The organism is Jiangella ureilytica, assembly GCF_004348545.1.
GTDB classification, from domain to species: Bacteria; Actinomycetota; Actinomycetes; order Jiangellales; family Jiangellaceae; genus Jiangella; species Jiangella ureilytica.
Genome location: NZ_SMKL01000020.1, coordinates 50178 through 68182, shown reverse-complemented (window position 1 = coordinate 68182; position 18005 = coordinate 50178). Strand labels below are relative to the sequence as shown.

General features: G+C 73.2%; 18 protein-coding genes. 14 read left to right on the top strand and 4 right to left on the bottom strand.

Annotated features, from left to right (window positions below; genetic code table 11):
* The first annotated feature begins 9 nt into the window (after nt 1–9).
* On the top strand, nt 10–1785 hold the full coding sequence (locus E1212_RS11210) for an FG-GAP repeat domain-containing protein (protein WP_131982348.1): 1776 nt from the start codon (nt 10–12) through the stop codon (nt 1783–1785).
* 149 nt (nt 1786–1934) lie between these two features.
* On the opposite strand, the gene E1212_RS11205 is transcribed toward E1212_RS11210, so the two are convergent.
* Entirely contained in the window at nt 1935–3206 is a 1272-nt protein-coding gene (locus E1212_RS11205; RefSeq protein WP_131982346.1) for a coiled-coil domain-containing protein, read from the bottom strand.
* 378 nt (nt 3207–3584) lie between these two features.
* Here E1212_RS11205 and mce point away from each other — a divergent pair, with 378 nt between their 5' ends.
* The 6 genes from mce to E1212_RS11180 all read left to right on the top strand — a co-directional run bounded on the left by mce (nt 3585) and on the right by E1212_RS11180 (nt 7693).
* Nucleotides 3585–4022, top strand: a complete 438-nt coding sequence (gene mce, locus E1212_RS11200) for a methylmalonyl-CoA epimerase (protein ID WP_131982344.1) — start codon at nt 3585–3587, stop codon at nt 4020–4022.
* 59 nt (nt 4023–4081) lie between these two features.
* Nucleotides 4082–5260, top strand: coding sequence for an acetyl-CoA C-acetyltransferase (locus E1212_RS11195; RefSeq protein ID WP_131982342.1), 1179 nt, complete (start codon nt 4082–4084; stop codon nt 5258–5260).
* Between the two features lie 5 nt (nt 5261–5265).
* Nucleotides 5266–6210, top strand: a complete 945-nt coding sequence (gene meaB, locus E1212_RS11190) for a methylmalonyl Co-A mutase-associated GTPase MeaB (protein ID WP_203416750.1) — start codon at nt 5266–5268, stop codon at nt 6208–6210.
* A 104-nt stretch (nt 6211–6314) separates the two neighbouring features.
* On the top strand, nt 6315–6467 hold the full coding sequence (locus tag E1212_RS29970; protein WP_203416749.1) for a hypothetical protein: 153 nt from the start codon (nt 6315–6317) through the stop codon (nt 6465–6467).
* Between the two features lie 9 nt (nt 6468–6476).
* On the top strand, nt 6477–7175 hold the full coding sequence (locus E1212_RS11185) for a PH domain-containing protein (RefSeq protein WP_131982338.1): 699 nt from the start codon (nt 6477–6479) through the stop codon (nt 7173–7175).
* Nucleotides 7176–7186: 11 nt separating this feature from the next.
* Entirely contained in the window at nt 7187–7693 is a 507-nt protein-coding gene (locus E1212_RS11180) for a MarR family winged helix-turn-helix transcriptional regulator (RefSeq protein WP_131982336.1), read from the top strand.
* On the opposite strand, the gene E1212_RS11175 is transcribed toward E1212_RS11180, so the two are convergent.
* On the bottom strand, nt 7683–8273 hold the full coding sequence (locus E1212_RS11175; protein ID WP_131982334.1) for a TetR/AcrR family transcriptional regulator: 591 nt from the start codon (nt 8271–8273) through the stop codon (nt 7683–7685). The two genes, E1212_RS11180 and E1212_RS11175, sit on opposite strands and share 11 nt — an antisense overlap.
* A gap of 101 nt (nt 8274–8374) precedes the next feature.
* On the opposite strand from E1212_RS11175, the gene E1212_RS11170 reads away from it, so the two are divergent.
* From E1212_RS11170 to E1212_RS11155, 4 genes are all read left to right on the top strand, one after another.
* Entirely contained in the window at nt 8375–9385 is a 1011-nt protein-coding gene (locus E1212_RS11170) for a hypothetical protein (protein ID WP_131982332.1), read from the top strand.
* A 91-nt stretch (nt 9386–9476) separates the two neighbouring features.
* Nucleotides 9477–9893, top strand: coding sequence for a YciI family protein (locus E1212_RS11165; RefSeq protein ID WP_131982330.1), 417 nt, complete (start codon nt 9477–9479; stop codon nt 9891–9893).
* A complete protein-coding gene (locus E1212_RS11160; protein WP_131982328.1) occupies nt 9890–11143 on the top strand; it encodes an RNA polymerase sigma factor in 1254 nt (417 codons plus the stop codon). Before E1212_RS11165 ends, E1212_RS11160 begins: the two co-directional genes overlap by 4 nt.
* 95 nt (nt 11144–11238) lie before the next feature.
* Nucleotides 11239–11889, top strand: a complete 651-nt coding sequence (locus E1212_RS11155) for a DUF998 domain-containing protein (protein WP_131982326.1) — start codon at nt 11239–11241, stop codon at nt 11887–11889.
* A 13-nt stretch (nt 11890–11902) separates the two neighbouring features.
* Here E1212_RS11155 and E1212_RS11150 read toward each other — a convergent pair whose 3' ends face one another.
* Nucleotides 11903–12358 carry an RrF2 family transcriptional regulator gene (locus tag E1212_RS11150; protein ID WP_131982324.1) on the bottom strand — a complete coding sequence of 152 codons (456 nt, stop codon included), beginning with the start codon at nt 12356–12358 and terminating at the stop codon, nt 11903–11905.
* 72 nt (nt 12359–12430) lie between these two features.
* Between E1212_RS11150 and E1212_RS11145 the strand changes: the two genes are divergently transcribed.
* The 3 genes from E1212_RS11145 (at nt 12431) to E1212_RS11135 (ending at nt 15606) form a co-directional block, all read left to right on the top strand.
* Nucleotides 12431–14140 carry a coenzyme B12-dependent isobutyryl-CoA mutase large subunit gene (locus E1212_RS11145; RefSeq protein WP_131982322.1) on the top strand — a complete coding sequence of 570 codons (1710 nt, stop codon included), beginning with the start codon at nt 12431–12433 and terminating at the stop codon, nt 14138–14140.
* A gap of 307 nt (nt 14141–14447) precedes the next feature.
* Nucleotides 14448–14627, top strand: coding sequence for a hypothetical protein (locus tag E1212_RS11140; protein ID WP_131982320.1), 180 nt, complete (start codon nt 14448–14450; stop codon nt 14625–14627).
* Between the two features lie 46 nt (nt 14628–14673).
* Nucleotides 14674–15606 (top strand): tetratricopeptide repeat protein, encoded by a 933-nt coding sequence (locus tag E1212_RS11135; RefSeq protein ID WP_131982318.1) that lies wholly within the window; start codon nt 14674–14676, stop codon nt 15604–15606.
* A 63-nt stretch (nt 15607–15669) separates the two neighbouring features.
* On the opposite strand, the gene E1212_RS11130 is transcribed toward E1212_RS11135, so the two are convergent.
* Nucleotides 15670–17787 (bottom strand): alpha/beta hydrolase-fold protein, encoded by a 2118-nt coding sequence (locus tag E1212_RS11130; protein ID WP_131982316.1) that lies wholly within the window; start codon nt 17785–17787, stop codon nt 15670–15672.
* Nucleotides 17788–18005: the final 218 nt, after the last annotated feature.

Genomic DNA, 18005 nt, shown 5'->3' with positions numbered 1-18005 from the left:
GTTCGCCTCATGAGACGCTGCCTTCCGCTCGCGCTCGTCACCGTCCTGGTCGCCGGCCTCGGCGCCGCCGTGCCGTCGTCCGCCGCGCCGCGTCCCCGCCCGCAGCCGCATCGCGTCGCCGACCTCGACGCGGCGTGGTCGACACCCGCTCGGCCGATGGGCGCGCGGGCGCTCGCCGTCCCGGTGCCGGGCGACGTCACCGGTGACGGGCTGGCCGACGCCGTCGTCCGCGATCCCGGCCCGGACGCCGGCGCGCTGCGCGTGTACGCCCACGACGGCAGCGCCGCGGGCAGCAACCCGTGGCCGTCGTTCACCGTGGCGGCGGGCGACTGGGACTACGCCGACGTGCTGCAGGTCGCCGACGTCACCGGCGACGGCCGGCCCGACGTCATCGCCCGCGACCCCGAGGCCGGCAACGGCACGCTCTGGATCTACCCGAACGCGGGCGGCGACGAGCCCTGGCCGACCCGGGTGCCGGCCGGGACGAACTGGAACACCTACGACCAGCTCCTGCTCTCCGACGTGACCGGCGACGGCCGGCCGGACCTGCTGGCGCGGGAGCCCGGGGCGGCCGCGGGCACACTCTGGATCCATCCGCACAGCGGCGCCACGACGGGCAACCCGTGGACCCGGCCGCGGTACTGGGCCGGCACCGGCTGGAACCTCGCCACCGTCATGACCCCGGCCGACGTCACCGGCGACGGCCACGGCGACATCGTCGTGCGCGACGGCGCCGGCGCGCTCTGGGTCTACCCGCACAACGGCACCACCACCGCCAACCCGTACACGTCGCGCTACGGCGCCGGCACCGGCTGGAACCTGGCGACGATCCTCACCACCGCCGACGCGACCGGCGACGGCCGGCCCGACGTCGTGATCCGCGACGGGTCCGGCGCGCTCTGGGTGTACCCGCACAGCGGAGCGGCCGCCGGGACCAACCCGTACACCGTCGCCCGATACGCCGCCGGCACCGGCTGGGACGCGTCCGACGCGCTGCTGGCCGCCGACGTCACCGGCGACGGGCGGACCGACCTGCTGGGACGTGCGCACGCCGGTGACCTGTGGGTGTACCCGACGGACGCGGCCGGCGGGGCCGGCGGGCCGTGGTCGTCGCGCTTCGCGGCGGGTTCGCGCTGGGCGTTCGAGAACGCGCTGCTGCTCGGTGACGTGACGGGCGACGGCCGGCCGGACCTGGTGGCGCGCGACCGGGCCGCGACGAACGGCACGCTCTGGGTGTACCCGAACACCGGCGCGACGACCGCGGACCCGTGGACGGCGCCGCGGTTCTTCGGCGGCACCGGCTGGAACACCGTCACCGAGCTGGCGCTGGGCGACCTCACCGGCGACGGGCGGCCGGACCTGCTGGCCCGCGACCGCCGCGGCGAGCTCTGGATCTACCCGCACAACGGCTCGTCCGGTGGCACGAACCCGTGGACCGCGGGGCGGCGCTGGGCCGGCAGCGGCTGGACCACGGCGGTGACGCTGATGCTGGCCGACGTCGACGGCGACGGCCGCCCCGATCTCGTCGACCACGAGCAGGACGGCACGCTCTGGGCCTACCCGACCAGCGGAGCCGCCCCGATCCTGATCGGCGGCGACTGGTCGGACGTGGATGTGCTGGCGGCCGGCGACGTCACCGGCGACGGCCGGGCCGATCTCGTCAGCCGCGACGCCGCCGGGGACCTCTGGCTGCACCCGCACGACGGCTCGACCACCGGCGACCCCTGGACCGCCCGCGAGCCCGCGGGCTCCGGCTGGGAGTTCGCCTCGGCCTTCCTGCTCTGAGCGCACTCCCGGTGTTGGATGGTTGAGGGAATGGTGTCGCCATAGCGGCACAGATCCCTCAACCATCCAGCCGCCCGCCACACACGACGAACGGCCGGTCGCGCCCTGCCTCGAGGAGGGCGCGACCGGCCGTCGTGGTGCGGTCCTGCCTACTTGTCCGAGCCGGGGTCGTCGACCAGTTCGGCGTCGACGACGTCGTCGGACTTGCTGGAGCCGCCGACGGCAGGCGTCGGGTCGACCGGGGCCAGACCGCCCAGCAGGCTGCGCAGCTGGCTGAGGTGAGCGGTGATGCTGTCGCGCTGCCGGTTGAGCTCGGCGACCTCGCGCTTGGCGGCGGTCAGCGTGGACGTCGCCTCGGACTTGGCCTCGCCGACGGTGTTCTCGGCGTGCGCCTTGGCCTCGGCGACCAGCTGCTCGGCGTTGCGCTTGGCGCCGGCGACCAGGGCCTTGGCCTGCTCGTCGGCCTCGCGGCGGACCTTCTCGGCGCGCTCGTGGGCCGCGGCCGCACGGGCCTCGGCGTCGGCGGCGCGGTTCTCGGCGTCGTGGACCAGCTTCTGCGTCTCGGCGACGGAGGCCTCGTAGCGCTCGTTGATCTCGCGCTCGAGCTCTTCGCGCTTGCTGACGAGGAGGAGCTCGTGCTCGGTGTTCTCCTTCTCGGCCTTCAGCTGCGCCTCGTCGAGGATGGCCTGCGCCTTGGCACGCATGGCCTCGGCCTCGCGCTTGGCGGTGGTGCGCTGGTCGTCGACCTCGCGCTTGGCCGTGGCGCGCATCTCGGTGACCTCGCGCTCGGCGACCGCGCGCAGGCGGCTCAGCTCGCGCTCGGCCTGGGCCCGGCGCTCGCTGGTCTCGTGGTCGATGGCCGAGCGGACCTTGGCGGCCTCGCGCTTGGCGGTCTCGACGAGGTTCGAGGCCTCGCGGTTGGCGGCCGAGCGGACCTCTTCGGCCTCGATGCGGGCCTCGTCGATGAGCTCGTCGGCGCTGCGCTTGGCGTTGGCCTGGAGCTCGCTGACCTCGTTCTCGGCCGCGGTGCGCAGCTCGGTCGCCATGACCTGCGCCTCGGCGCGCGTCTCGCTGGCCTCGGCGTCGGCCTGCGCGATGAGCTCGCTCGCCTGCTCTTCGGCGAGGCGGAGAAGCTGCTCGATGCGGGCACCGAGGCCGGAGTAGGTCGGACGTTCGACCTCGCGGAGCTCGGTGCTGGCCTCGGCCAGCTCCTGACGGAGCCGGACGACCTGCTTGTCGAGCTCGTTGGCGCGGCCGCGCGTCTGCGCGAGCGTCGCCTCCAGTTGCCGTACGTGCTGTTCGACCTGGACCCGGTCGTAGCCACGCATCGCGATGGTGAACCCGCCCGTCGGCGAGCCGTCGAAGATCGACAGGCCGTCCGCGCCCGTCTCCCTGACCGCTACTTCCCTTACCTCGCTCATGTTCTCCCTCATCGGGGGTGCCACCCCGGTGGGGCAGGCACGCGTCACTTATTGGCAGTCGACGATCCGTCGAGGTGCTTGCCCGGGTCTTCCCCGTCACGGACGCCGAGCCCCTCGAATAGCAACGCAGACTACTCCGAATCTGCGTCGTTGCCGATGGCGGTGGACGTCCGCACACCGCGGCTGTAGGCACGAAGGGGTTCGGTCGGGCGAGTCGGGTTCAGCATCCCTCCGGAGGTCGACCACTGGCCTCCAAGGTGCACACGTTAGTTGTCCACATGCGAACTCACCACCGGTTGGGACAGATCCGCCGAATTCTCGTCCGGATGCCCCTCCCGCGCCGTGTCGCGGGGCGCTCCGCGACGTACTGTTCCGGACATGGGTCTGTTCACGACGATCGACCACGTCGGCGTGGCCGTCGCCGACCTCGACGCCGCCGTGGCCTGGTACGCCGAGCACTTCGGCATGCGGCTCGAGCACGAGGAGACCAACGACGAGCAGGGCGTCCGCGAGGCCATGCTGCGGGTGTCCGACGGCGACGACGGGCCGCGTCTGCAGCTGCTCGCGCCGCTGCGTCCCGACTCCGCCATCGCCACGTTCCTCGACGCCCGCGGGCCGGGCATCCAGCAGCTCGCGTACCGGGTCGACGACGTCGAAGAGGCTGCGGCCACGCTGCGCGCGCAGGGCCTCCGGGTGCTGTATGACACCGCGCGTCGCGGAACCGCGGGGTCGCTGGTGAACTTCGTCCACCCGAAGGACGCCGGCGGCGTCCTGGTCGAGCTCGTGCAGCCGGCGGATCAAGCCGCCGTCCACTGACGACGTGTGACGGTGTCGCGTTACGGTTGCCGTAACGCTGTCAGAGAGGACGAACGCACATGGCCGTCATCGCCGGTGGGGCACGCACCCCGATCGGGAAGCTGCTGGGGTCGCTGGCCGGCTTCTCCGCCACCGACCTCGGCGGGTTCGCCATCAAGGCCGCGCTCGAGCGCTCCGGCGTCGCGCCGGGCCAGGTCGACTACGTCATCATGGGCCAGGTGCTGCAGGCCGGCGCCGGTCAGATCCCGGCCCGGCAGGCCGCCGTCAACGCCGGCATCCCCATGACGGTTCCCGCGCTCACCATCAACAAGGTCTGCCTGTCCGGCCTCGACGCGATCGCGCTGGCCGCGCAGCTCGTCCGCGCCGGCGAGTTCGAGATCGTGGTGGCGGGCGGCATGGAGTCCATGACCAACGCACCGCACCTGCTGCCGAAGTCGCGGCTGGGCTTCAAGTTCGGCGACGTCACGCTGCTCGACCACATGTCCTACGACGGCCTCTACGACATCTTCACCGACCAGGCCATGGGCGCGCTGACGGAGTCGGCGAACGAGACGCTCACCCGCGAGGAGCAGGACGAGTTCGCCGCCGCCTCGCACCAGCGCGCGGCCGCCGCCTGGAAGAACGGCCTGTTCGCCGACGAGGTCGTCGCCGTCGAGGTCCCGCAGCGCCGTGGAAGTACCGCCGACGCGTCCATGGTGGTTCGCGACGAGGGCATCCGCGCCGACACCACGGCCGAGTCCCTCGCCCGGCTCAGGCCGAGCTTCCGGCCCGACGGCACCATCACCGCGGGCTCGGCGTCGCAGCTGTCCGACGGCGCCGCCGCGGTCGTCGTCATGAGCGAGGCGAAGGCGGCCGAGCTCGGCGTCACACCTAGAGCCCACGTCGGCGCGCACGGCGTCGTCGCGGGCCCCGACTCCACGCTGCAGAGCCAGCCGGCCCGGGCCATCCAGGCCGCCTGCGCCAAGGACGGCATCGACCCAAGCGACCTCGACCTCGTCGAGATCAACGAGGCCTTCGCCGCCGTCGGCATCGCCAGCACCCGCGAGCTCGGCCTCGATCCTGAGAAGGTCAACGTCAACGGCGGCGCCATCGCACTGGGCCACCCCATCGGCATGTCCGGCGCGCGGCTCGTGCTGCACCTCGCGCTCGAGCTCGCCCGCCGCGGCGGCGGTGTCGGCGCGGCCGCGCTGTGCGGGGGCGGCGGCCAGGGCGACGCGCTGGTCCTGCGGGTGCCGTGACGACGGTGTCCGCCGAAGCTCTGGTGGGGCGGGCGGTGGGCGGCGACCCTCGCGCCGTCGCCCGGCTGGTCTCGCTGGTCGAGAACGGCTCGCCCGACCTGCGCGACATCACCGCCCAGCTGGTCGCGCACGCCGGCTCGGCGGCGGTCGTCGGCGTCACCGGCGCGCCCGGCGTCGGCAAGTCCACCGTCACGTCGGCGCTCGTCGGCGCCTACCGCGCCCAGGACCTCAAGGTCGGCGTGCTGGCCATCGACCCGTCGTCGCCGTTCACCGGCGGCGCGCTGCTGGGCGACCGCGTGCGCATGCAGGACCACGCCACCGACCGCGGCGTGTTCATCCGGTCCATGGCCACCCGCGGCCACCTCGGCGGCCTGGCCTGGGCCACGCCGCAGGCGGTCCGGGTGCTCGACGCCGCCGGCTGCGACGTGGTGCTCATCGAGACCGTCGGCGTCGGGCAGTCCGAGATCGACGTCGCCGGGCTGGCCGACACCACGCTGGTGCTGCTGGCGCCGGGCATGGGCGACGGCGTGCAGGCCGCGAAGGCGGGCATCCTCGAGGTCGGCGACGTCTTCGTCGTGAACAAGGCCGACCGCGACGGCGCCGACCAGGTGGTCCGCGACCTGCGCAGCACCGTCCGGCTGGCCGAGCGGGCGCCCGGCGACTGGCGCCAGCCCATCGTCAGCACCGTCGCCGCTCGCGGCGAGGGCATCGACGAGCTGGTCGAGGCCATCGCGGCCCACCGCGCCTGGGCCGCCGAGAGCGGCGAGGCGCAGCGCCGCCGCACCCGCCGGGCCCGCGACGAGATCGAGGCCATCGCCGTCACCGATCTGCGCCGCCGGTTCGCCGCGCTGCACGGCGACGAGCGCCTCGACGACCTCGCGCAGAGCGTGCTCGCCGGCGAGCTCGACCCGTACGCCGCCGCGGAGAAGATCGTCGCGGCCGTGTCATGATCCGGCGTGGCGTTGGGGTCGGCAGGGCGATGTGAGGTACAAAGTCAGGAAGCAGCGCGCGTGGCGGGCCTCGTCCGCGTGCCCCGGTACGAAAGGATGATGCAGTGAGGAAAGCGCTCATCATCCTGGGTATCGCCTTTCTGGTGTACTTCGTCCTGACGGAGCCCGAAGGGCTGGCCGACCTGCTCGGCGAGCTCGGCGGCGGCATCGCCGACTTCTTCGATGCCGTCATGACGTTCTTCACCGAGTTGTTCTAGCCCCCGCCCATGTGGACGCCCAAGAGGACGGTCGACGGGCTCACCGACGGGTTCGTCCGCTGGCTCGACCGCGTCGCCGAGGACGGCCTGGTCCGGCTGTTCTGGCGCAACTTCACGTCGTGGTTCGGGCACCGGCTGGTGAAGCGCAAGCTCGTCGCGGGCGAAGAGATCGTCGCCGAGTGCAAGCACAGCGCCATCCTCTACGCGCTGCCCGCCCTGGCCGGCCTGGGCGGCATCCTCATGCTCATCGTGGCGCCGTTCATGGAGGCGCGGACGGCGTGGCTGCCGCTGGCCGCCGCCGCGGGCCTGCTCGGCTGGGCGCTGATCAAGTCGCTGTACATCGCGCGTGACCGTTTCGTCGTCACCGACTCCCGGGTGTTCCGCGTCTGGGGGCTGTTCTCCCTCAACGAGGCCGAGATGGAGATCGTCCGGCTGCTCGACATCACCGTCGTGCGGCCCTGGTGGCTGCGGCCGTTCTTCTCCGGCCACCTCGTGCTCGAGAACGCCGCGCAGGAGCAGGGCGTGCGCGACATCCACTACATCCCGCGGCCCAACGACGTCGCCCGGGTCATCCACGCGCTGCGCCGCGAAGCCACCGGCGCGTCCGCTCCCGCCGCCGAGGAGCCCAAGAAGAAGAACCCGCGCCGGCCGGACCATCCACGCAATCCGGGCCCGGTCTCCGCCAGGCGGCGGCAGGGCGTCTACTAAGGTCGACCTTCATGGCGGAGCCACTGGACCTGGACTTCGACCCGATCGACCGCGCGGCGTCGATCTGGCGGGAGCGGTTCGGCCCGTCCGACGCCATGGCGGCGGCCACGTCGATCATGCGGGTGCAGCAGTTGCTCATCGGCGAGTTCGACCGCATCTGCCGTCCGTACGGCCTCACCTTCGCCCGCTACGAAGCGCTGGTGCTGCTCAGTTTCAGCCGCACCGGCGCGCTGCCCATGGCGAAGATCGGCGAGCGGCTCATGGTCCACCCCACCAGCGTCACCAACACCATCCAGCGACTCGAGAGCGCCGGCTTCGTCACCCGCGAGCCCAACCCGCGCGACGGCCGGGGCACGCTGGCGCGCATCACGCAGTCCGGGCGCGACGCGGTCGGCCGCGTCACCACGGAGCTCATGGAGGCGGAGTTCGGCCTGCGGGCACTCGGCGGCGACGACCGCAAGCAGGTGTTCGACCTGTTGCGCGGGCTGCGGGTGGCCGCCGGCGACTTCAGCGACTGAGCGCGCCGAACCCGTCGAGGTAGTCGTCGGTGGTGAGGCCGAACAGGTGCCGCTGGGTGACGAAGCCGATCATGACGCCGTACATCGTGCGGCCCACGTGGTGCGGGTCGGCGCCGGCCGGCAGCAGCCCCGCGTCGAGCCAGCGCTCGGCCAGCTGCTCCCAGCGGCCGACCAGGCGATCGGCGATGCCGGTCACGATGCCGCGGATCTCGGTGTCGCGCACGGCCTCGGACCACACGTGCAGCGCGATCCTCGTCCGGTCGATCTCGTCGGCCGCCGTGACCTCGGTCAGGTGCTCCAGGGTGCGGCGCAGGGCCTCGGCCGGCGGCGGGACGGGGTCGTCGGCCAGCATCTCGAGGAAGACGTCGTCGGCGATGCCGGCGATGCCCTCGGCCGTGGCGCGCACGAGGTCGGCCTTGCTGGGGAAGTAGCGGTAGACCGCTCCCGCCGACATCCCCGACTCGGCGAAGACGTCCTGCATGGACGTGGCATGGAAGCCCTGCCGGGCGAAGCAGCGCCAGGCGGCCTCGAGGATCTGCTGCCGGCGGGCGGCGAGGTGCGCTTCCGAGACACGGGGCATGGATCACATTATAAAACGAACGATCGTTCTTGACACGTCGGCGAGCCGCGTGGACCATGGAACGTATTGGAGAACGGTCGTTCGTTTTAGTTGGAGGAACCATGCGCAGGGTCATCGGCATCGCGCTCGGTCTGTCCGTCGTCATCGGCGTGCTGGTGACGGCGTTCGTCTGGCCGAGCTCGCAGATCGCGCCCCGGGACGTGCCGATCGCGGTCGCCGGTCCGCCCGAGGCCGTCGACGCGGTGGCGCAGCAGCTCGACCAGGCCGCGCCGGGCGGCTTCTCTGTGTCCGGTGTGTCGTCGGCCGACGAGGCGCGGTCGGCCATCGAGGACCGGGACGTCTACGGCGCCGTCGTGCTGTCGCCATCGGGCGCTCCGGAGGTGCTGACGGCATCCGCTGCCGGTCCGGTGGTGGCGCAGCTGCTCCAGGGCGCCGCGACGTCCATGGCCTCGGCTTCGGGGGAGGCGCCCGCGGGGCCGGCCGTGACGGACGTCGTCCCGCTCCCCGACGACGACCCGCGCGGCACCGGGTTCAGCGCCGGTGCGCTGCCGATGGTCATGGGCGGCCTCGCCGCCGGCGCGGTCATGGCGCTCGCGGTGGCCGGGGTGTGGCGCCGGATCCTGGGTGCGGGGATCGCCGCCGTGGGTGGTGCGGCCGTGGCCGTGCTGGTCATGCAGACCTGGCTCGGCGTGCTGGAGGGGAACTGGCCGGCCAACGCCGGCGCCTTCGCCGTGACGATCGCCGCCGTGTCGTTCGTGGTGGTCGGCCTGCACGCCCTCGTCGGCGAGGCGGGCGTCGGCCTGGGAGCGCTGCTCTTCCTCCTGCTCGGCAACCCGCTGTCCGGTGTCACCTCGGCGCCGGAGCTGCTGCCGTCGGGCTGGGGCACGTTCGGCCAGTACCTGCCGCCGGGGGCGGGCGGCTCCCTGCTGCGGTCGACGTCGTTCTTCGACGGTGCCGCCGCCGCGCAGCCGCTGCTCGTGCTGGGCGGGTGGATCGCCGCCGGCCTCCTGCTCGCGGCGCTCGCGTCGCGCCGCGCCGCAGCTGCCGCCGTCACCCACGACGGTGCCGAGCGGAACGCCGTCGGCGCCCCCGCGACCGCCGGCCACACCTGAGTCCTCGATCCGTGTCGATCCGCGCCCGGCCCGTTCGACCTCTGCGTCGAGAGGGCCGGTCCGGCGCTCCAGATGCGGAAAGGTAGTCACCATGAGCAAGTACATGCTGATCATGCGGCCGACCGACGCGGCGCTCGCCGCCGGTGCCGACGTCGACTTCGACGAGATCATCGCGACCATCGGCGCGTTCAACCAGGAGCTCATCCGCGCGGGCGTGCTGCTGGCCGCCGAGGGGCTCGACCCGGACGAGAGCGTCGTCGTCGACTTCACCGGCGAGGAGCCGGTCGTCTCGGACGGGCCGTACGGCGAGACCAAAGAGCTGTTCAGCGGCTACTACGTCCTCGAGGTGTCCTCGAAGGAGGAGGCCGTCGAGTGGGCGAAGCGGATCCCGTACTCGCAGGCCACGAAGGTCGAGATCCGGCGCGTCACACGCATCGACGAGCTGCCGCAGGACAACGAGTGGATCCGGAAGGAACGCGCCTGGCGTGAGGCGACCGGGCAGCTGTGAGCAGGACCGTCGGCAGCGAGGCGCGGCGCGCCGTCGAGGCGGTGTGGCGGACCGAGTCCGCCCGCATCGTCGGTGCGCTCGCCCGCTACACGCGTGACTTCCCGCTGGCCGAGGACGTCGCCCAGGAGGCGCTGGCCGAGGCGCTGGTCAGCTGGTCCACCAGCGGCGTCCCGGACAACCCGGCGAACTGGCTGACCGCGGTCGGGCGGCGGCGCGCCATCGACGCGTTCCGCCGCCGCGCCGCGGCCGACGAACGCTACGCCGTGCTCGCCCGCGACCTCGACGGCGCGGCGCCGGGTGCGGACGCGCTCTTCGACCCCGACGCCATCGACGACGACCGGCTCGCGCTGATCTTCATGACCTGCCACCCCGTCCTGTCGAAGGAGTCGCGGGTCGCGCTCTCGCTGCGGGTGGTCGGCGGTCTGACGACCGACGAGATCGCCAAGGCGCTGCTCGTGCCGGTGCCGACGGTCCAGGCCCGCATCACGCGGGCGAAGAAGACCATCGCCGCGGCCCGGCTGCCGTTCGCCGTGCCCGAGCCGCACGAGCGGCCCAAGCGGCTTCGGTCGGTGCTCAACGTCATCTACCTGATCTTCACCGAGGGCTCGTCGGCCTCGGGCGGCGAGTCGTGGATGCGGGCCGACCTCGCCCAGGAGGCGCTGCGGCTGGCCCGTATCCTCGTCCAGCTGGCGCCGGAGCCCGAGGTCTACGGGCTGCTCGCCCTCATGGAGCTGACGGCGGCCCGTTTCCCGGCGCGGCTCGACGCCACCGGGCGGCCGGTCCTGCTCGACGAGCAGGACCGCCGCCGCTGGGACCAGTCGGCGATCCGGCGCGGCCGGGCGGCGCTGGCCACGGCGGCCGCGGCCGGACGGGGGCTCGGCGCGTACGGGCTGCAGGCCTCGATCGCCGAGTGCCACGCCGTCGCCGTCTCGGTCGCCGACACCGACTGGGACCGCATCGTCGTCCTCTACGAGGCCCTCGGGCAGCTCGCGCCGTCGCCCGTCGTCGACCTCAACCGGGCCGCCGCCGTCGCGATGGCGTCCGGCCCCGCGGCCGGCCTGCGGATCGTCGACGAGATCGCGGCGGCGGGCACGCTCGACCGGTCGCACCTGCTGTCCGCCGTCCGGGCGGGGCTGCTGGACCGGCTCGGCCGGCGCGACGAGGCCCGCGCGGCCTATCTGACGGCAGCGCGGATGTGCGACAACGCGGCCGAGCGCGCCGTGTTGGAGGCCAAGGCGGCGGGGGAGTGACGTCGCGGCCGGGTCGTGTCGATCCGGCCGCGAGCCGCTCGACCTCTGGGTGACGGCGGCCAATGGGGCCGCCGCACTTCAGAAGGGCAAGAACGATGACCACACTCGCTGCGCCCCACGCCGGCGTCCGCTCCGTCGCCACCACCCGCACGCTAATCGGCGCGCTCGCCGTGTCCGGCCCGTTGTGGGCGGTCGTGTCGCTCGCCCAGGCCGCGACCCGCGACGCGTTCGACCTCTCCCGTCATCCGCTGAGCATGCTCGCCGTCGGCTCGCTCGGCTGGATCCAGATCGCGAACTTCGTCGTGGCTGGCCTGCTGATGATCGCCGGCGCGGCCGGCGTGAAGCGGGCGACCACCAGTACGTGGGCGCCACGGCTGGTGCTCACCTACGGGGTCGGCTACGTCCTCGCCGGCGTCTTCGTCATGCAGCCGGGCGCCGGCTTCCCCGCCGGGACGCCCGACGACGTCACCGAGGAGCTCGCCTGGCACACCGTCGTGCACCTGTTCGCCGGGACGGTCGCCTTCGCCGCACTGACCGCCGCGCTGTTCGTGCTCGGCCGCTACTTCGCCCGGCGCGAGGAGCGCGGCCCGGCCCGGGCGGCCCGGATCGCCGCCGTCGTCGTGATCGTCGCGAACGTGCTGTCGTCGGCGCAGGTGTTCGCGCCGTCGGCGGTGCTGGCGGCCGGTGTCATCGCGGGCATGCTGGTGCTGTCGCTGCTCGCCGTGAGGCTCCGGCGCGAGGCGTGACCGCCGCCGTAGCTCAGCGGCGGACCCAGCTGTCGGGGCGCTTCTGCAGCTCGTCGACGTGCTCGGGGAGGCGGTCGGCGATGACGTCGGCGACCGTCGTCTGTTCGAGCACCTCACGGAGGCTGGCCCGGACCGCGACCCAGACCCGGGTCAGCGGCTGGGCCGGCCCCGGGTACATGGTGTCCTCGGGGGGCATGCCGCGGACGGCGGCCAGCGGGCCCTCGGTGGCCCGGACGATGTCGGCGAGGGTGATCTCCTCGGCCGGCTTGGTGAGCCGGTAGCCGCCGGTGGCCCCGCGCTGGGCGTCGAGGATCCCGGCCCGGCGCAGGTCGCCGAGGATGGTCTCGAGGAACTTGCCGGGGATGTCTTGTGCGTCGGCCAGTTGCTGCCGGGTGGCCGACGCCGGCTGCAGCGAGGCGAGCTGAACCACCGCCCGGACGGCGTAGTCGGCGCGCGCTGTGATGTGCACGAGCCCGATCATCCCACTGCGAGTAGGATGGAGCCAGTTACTAGGACGTCCAACTAATATGGAGACCCCATCATGGATGCCCGGGCCATCGAAGAAGGCCGCCGACGCTGGCAGGCCCGCCTCGACGCCGCGGTCGCGACCGGCAAGGTGCGCGACGCCGACTTCACCACCCTGTCCGGTACCGAGGTCGACCCCGTCTACGGGCCGCCTCCCGGTGCTGATGATCCTCGGTTCGAGCGCATCGGCTGGCCGGGCGAGTACCCGTTCACCCGCGGGCTCTACTCCACGGGCTACCGGGGCCGGGCGTGGACCATCCGCCAGTTCGCCGGCTTCGGCAACGCGACGCAGACCAACGAGCGCTACCAGATGATCCTGCGCTCCGGCGGCGGCGGGCTGTCGGTCGCGTTCGACATGCCGACGCTCATGGGCCGCGACTCCGACGACCCGCGCAGCCTCGGCGAGGTGGGCCACTGCGGCGTCGCCATCGACTCCGCGGCCGACATGGACGTGCTGTTCGACGGCATCCCGCTCGGCGACGTCACCACGTCGATGACCATCAGCGGACCGGCCGTCCCGATCTTCTGCATGTACGTCGTCGCCGCGGAACGGCAGGGCGTCGCCGTCGGCGATCTCAACGGGACGCTGCAAACCGACATCTTCAAGGAGTACATCGCGCAGAAGGAGTGGCTGTTCGAGCCCGAGCCGCACCTGCGGTTGATCGGCGACCTCATGGAGTACTGCGCGGCGTCTGTGCCGGACTACAAGCCGCTGTCGGTGTCGGGGTACCACATCCGCGAGGCCGGCTCGACGGCCGCGCAGGAGCTGGCGTTCACGCTGGCCGACGGCTTCGGCTACGTCGAGCTCGGGCTGTCGCGCGGCCTCGACGTCGAGGTGTTCGCACCCGGCCTGTCGTTCTTCTTCGACGCGCACGTCGACTTCTTCGAAGAGATCGCCAAGTTCCGCGCCGCGCGCCGCATCTGGGCCCGCTGGATGCGCGACGTCTACGGCGCCACGACCGAGAAGGCGCAGTGGCTGCGGTTCCACACCCAGACCGCCGGCGTGTCGCTCACCGGCCAGCAGCCGTACAACAACGTCGTCCGCACGACGGTCGAAGCGCTCGCCGCGGTGCTCGGCGGCACCAACTCGCTGCACACCAATGCTCTCGACGAGGTGCTGGCGCTGCCCACGGAGTCCGCGGCGGAGATCGCGCTGCGCACCCAGCAGGTGCTGATGGAAGAGACCGGCGTCGCCAACGTCGCCGACCCGCTCGGCGGATCCTGGTACGTCGAGGCGCTGACCGACCGGCTCGAGGCCGAGGCCGAGGCGATCTTCGCGCAGATCCGCTCGATGGGCGCCGACGACAAGCGCTGGCAGCAGACGTACGGACCGATGACCGCCGGCATCCTGCACGGCATCGACAACGGCTGGTTCACCGGCGAGATCGCCGAGTCGGCGTTCCAGCACCAGCAGCGGGTCGAGAAGGGCGACAAACGCGTCGTCGGCGTCAACGTCCACACCGGCAGCGTCACCGGCGAGCTCGACATCCTGCGGGTGTCGCACGAGGTCGAGGACGAGCAGCGGCAGGTGCTGGCCGATCGGCGCGCGGCCCGCGACGACGACGCCGTCCGTTCCGCCCTGGCGGCCATGGTCTCGGTCGCGCGGACCTCGGAGAACCTCCTCCCCTCCATGCTCGACGCCGTCCGCGCCGAGGCCACCCTGGGCGAGATCTGCGACGCGCTGCGGGCCGAGTGGGGCGTCTACTCCGAGCCGGCCCGGTTCTGAGCTCGCTGTTCGCCGTCCCTCCCATTCCTTGAGCTGTGGACTCGCCGGTCTCATGATCATGTCCGGTGGCGGCGTGTCAGCGACCGCGAGGGGAATGATCATGGGGAGGTGGTGCGCCCACCATGATGACCCGTGCCGCAACACGCTTGCAGGCGTAGTGCGACACGAGATCTCGTACTGAACGTGATCATCTCCGAGCCGGCGGACCACACAGAAGGGCGAGGCCCGGCCAGCAGTCGGTGCTGGACGGTCCGCCGGGGATCTGTCACCATGCGGGCACCAGCGCTCCGCCGTCCGGGGAGGCCGCATGCTCGTTCCGCTGCTGCTGGCGGCCATGATCGCCGTCCTGCTCGCGCACGGTCTCGTACTGCGCCGCCGGGCCCGCCGCGACGAGCCGGCCCGCCCGGCCGTGGCCGCCCCGACCGTCGCGCCGCCCCGCGCCCACGCCGTCGACGCCCGCCACTGGAGCAGCGCCTACTGGGACTGAGCCACCCCTGTGGCACGGGCGCGGATGATCGGGGGAGGATAGGGCCATGAGCTCGCAGAGTTTCAGCCGCCCCGGCGCCGTCGACCTGTCGGCCCTCAACGGGGGCGGCCAGCCGCAGCAGGCCGCGCCGGGTGCCGCCGGTGGCGGCTTCGTCATCGACGTCACCGAGGCGACGTTCCAGTCCGAGGTGCTCACCCGGTCCATGTCGGTGCCCGTGGTCATCGACTTCTGGGCCACCTGGTGCGAGCCCTGCAAGACCCTCTCGCCCATCCTCGAACGCCTGGCCGCCCAGTACGAGGGTCGGTTCGTGCTCGCCAAGATCGACGTCGACGCGAACCAGGCCATCGCGCAGGCCGCGCAGGTCCAGAGCATCCCCACCGTCGTCGCGGTCGTCCGCGGGCAGCTGGTGCCGCTGTTCCAGGGGGCCATCCCCGAGGCGCAGGCGCAGCAGGTCATCGAGCAGCTGCTGCAGATGGCCGTCGCCAACGGCGTCGCCGGCCGGGCCGACCCCATCCCGGGGGCCGGCGCCCCCGAAGACGCCGACGGCGAGCCGGCGGAAGAGCCCGTCGACCCGCGGTTCGAGGCGGCCTATGACGCCATCAACGCCGGCGACTTCGACAAGGCGGCCGAGGCCTACCGGGCGGTCCTCGCCGAGGCTCCGGCCGACGCCGAGGCGAAGGCGGGGCTGGCCCAGGTCGAGCTGCTGCGCCGCACGGCCGGCACCGACCCCGGCGCAGCGCTGGCCGCGGCCGACGCCGACCCCACCGACGTCGACGCGCAGCTGCTGGCCGCCGACATCGAGGTCGTGTCGGGACGGGTCGACCAGGCGTTCGACCGGCTCATCGGCACCATCCGCCGGGTCTTCGGCGACGAGCGCGAGCGGCTACGGGCGCGCGTGGTCGAGCTGTTCGACATCGTCGGCGGTGCCGACCCCCGGGTCGTGAAGGCGCGCTCGGCGCTGGCCAGCGCCCTGTTCTGACGCTGTTCCCACTGGCGTACGGGTCAGCGGTTCGGCGGGACGGCTCGCGCCGAGGCAGCTCTGCTAAGGCGACGACAGCGGGCCGGCGAACACGTCGCCGAGCCCGCTGCCGCCGCCGAACGTCAGCCCCGTCAGCAGCAGGCCGCTGCCGCCGTCGCCGCTGAGGTAGAGGTTCGACTCGTCCCACTCGTCGGCACCGTCGCGCTCGGGCGTACCGAACTGCGCACGCGAGCGCACCTGGCCGCGGCTGCCGAGCGTGCTCACGACGACGTCGACGCCGCCCGCGCTGACCCCCACGCGGCCGTCGGTGTGACCGGCGACGGTGATGGCGCCGTCGGCGCCGACGTGGACGGCGGCGGCCCGGTCGTCGCCGTCGGTGCCGTCCTGGGTGATCCAGCGGGCCCGGCCTGCCGACGTCACCGCGACGGCCAGCTGGTCGTTGCCGCCCGCGCCGGCCGCGCCCAGCCCGCCACCGGTGTGCCCGACGGCGACCACGCCCTGCGCCGGCAGCGGCGCCAGCGCGGTGAACTGGTCGGACTCCGTGGTCCCGAACTGGCTCAGCCAGTCCCGCTTCCCGTCGGCGGAGAACCGGGCCACCCACGCGTCCAGCCCGCCGTTCGCCGTCGCCCCCGGCATCGCCTGCGAGGTCACGCCGGCGACGTACACCCGCCGGTCCGCGCCGACGGCGACGGCGAGCGCCTTGTCCTCGCCGGCGCCGCCGAGCTGCCGGGTCCAGAGCAGCTCGCCGTCGGTCCCGATGCGCGCGAGCAGCGCGTCCTTGTCGCCGGCGTTCGCGGCACCGCCGACGCTGCCGCTGGTGTACCCGGCGACGTAGAGGCCGCCGTCGGGCGCCGGGACGCTCGCGTAGGCGCGGTCGGCCGCGGCCGGGTCGCCGAACTGCGTGACCCAGTCGAGGGCGCCGCCGGCCGAGACCCGGGCGGCGAACGCGTCGTCGCGGGAAGTGCCCGGGTGCCGTCCGTCCAGGTCGCCACGGGTGTACCCGGCGGTGAGAACGCCGCCGTCGCCCGCCGCGTGGATGCCGTACACGCGGTCGGCGGCAGGGGTGGCGAGCCGCAGCGTCCAGCCGTCGTCGGAGCTCAGCATCGGGTCGACGCCGCCCTCGTTGACGGCGGTGACCGTCTGCCCGTCCGGCGTCACCGCGATGCCGCCGGCGCGGTCGTCACCGCCGGTGCCGGTGATCTCGCCCGGCAGCGGCAGCGGGTCGGTGGTGCGCAGGTAGCCGGCGAGGTCGGCCAGCCCTTCGCGGAAGCCGGCCCGCCAGACGTCCCAGTCGTGCCCGCCGTCCATGATCCGCAGCTCGGCCGTGACGCCGTCGACCCGCCGAGCGGCGTTGTAGAGCCGGGCGGACTCGAAGTCGATGTCGTGCTGGGCGTCCTCGGGCGCGGGGTTGGCCCACTCGTCGTCGCCGACCGCGACGAACAGGTGCGTCGGCAGGGCCGGGTCGGCGGCCTCGAGCAGCGCCGGATAGTTGAGCGACGTGTAGACGGCGTCATCGAACAGCGCCTCGCCCAGGCCGAACGCGCCGAACTCGCGCGTCGACGAGTCCGCCGGCGACAGCGGCACGTAGACCGCGGGCGACAGCACCAGGCCCGCGGCGAACAGGTCCTGATGCGCCAGCGCGTAGCGCAGGGCGCCGTAGCCGCCCATCGAGTAGCCGCCGACGGCGCGCGCGTCGCGGCTGTCGACGGTGCGGTAGGTGGCGTCGACGTGTGCGACCAGGTCCTGTGTCAGCGCGGTCTCGACCGCGGCGCCGCCGGCGTGCCGCGAGTCGACGTACCAGTTGCCGCGCTCGCTCCACGGCGCGTCCGGCATGACCACGACCAGCGGCGGGACGGTGCCGGCGGAGATCAGCTCGTCGAGGTCCGCAGTCACCTGCTGCCAGGCCGCCATGGTGTCGCCACGGCCGTGCAGCAGGTAGAGCGTCGCGTACTCGTCGTCGCCCGCGTCGTAACCGGCGGGCAGGTAGGCGGCGTAGTCGACGGCGACGCCGGCGGCCCCGGCCGGGGCGGTCGCGGTGACGACGGTGCCGCGGGCCGGCTCGGCGGTGGCGGCGCGACCCGCGCCCTCGCCGTCGGGCGCGGAGCCGGTCGTTGCGACGTGCACCGCCGCGAGCAGCACCGATGTCGCCGCCAACGCGGTCGCGCGGTTCCGTGCCGTCATCCGTCGCTCCTTTGCGCCGTCGTTCTGGAAACGTTTCCGAGTCGGTTCGCGAGCTGCCGCCGTCGGCGAACAGGGAAGTCGGCGCAACTCCAGCACGCGCCGAACCGCCCCGTCAAGACCCCAGTAGGTCACGGGTTCGTACCGGCGACTTGACGGGACGGCGTCGGGCGCGGTTCGATGGCTGACACATCCCGGAAACGTTTCCTGACATGCCGCGT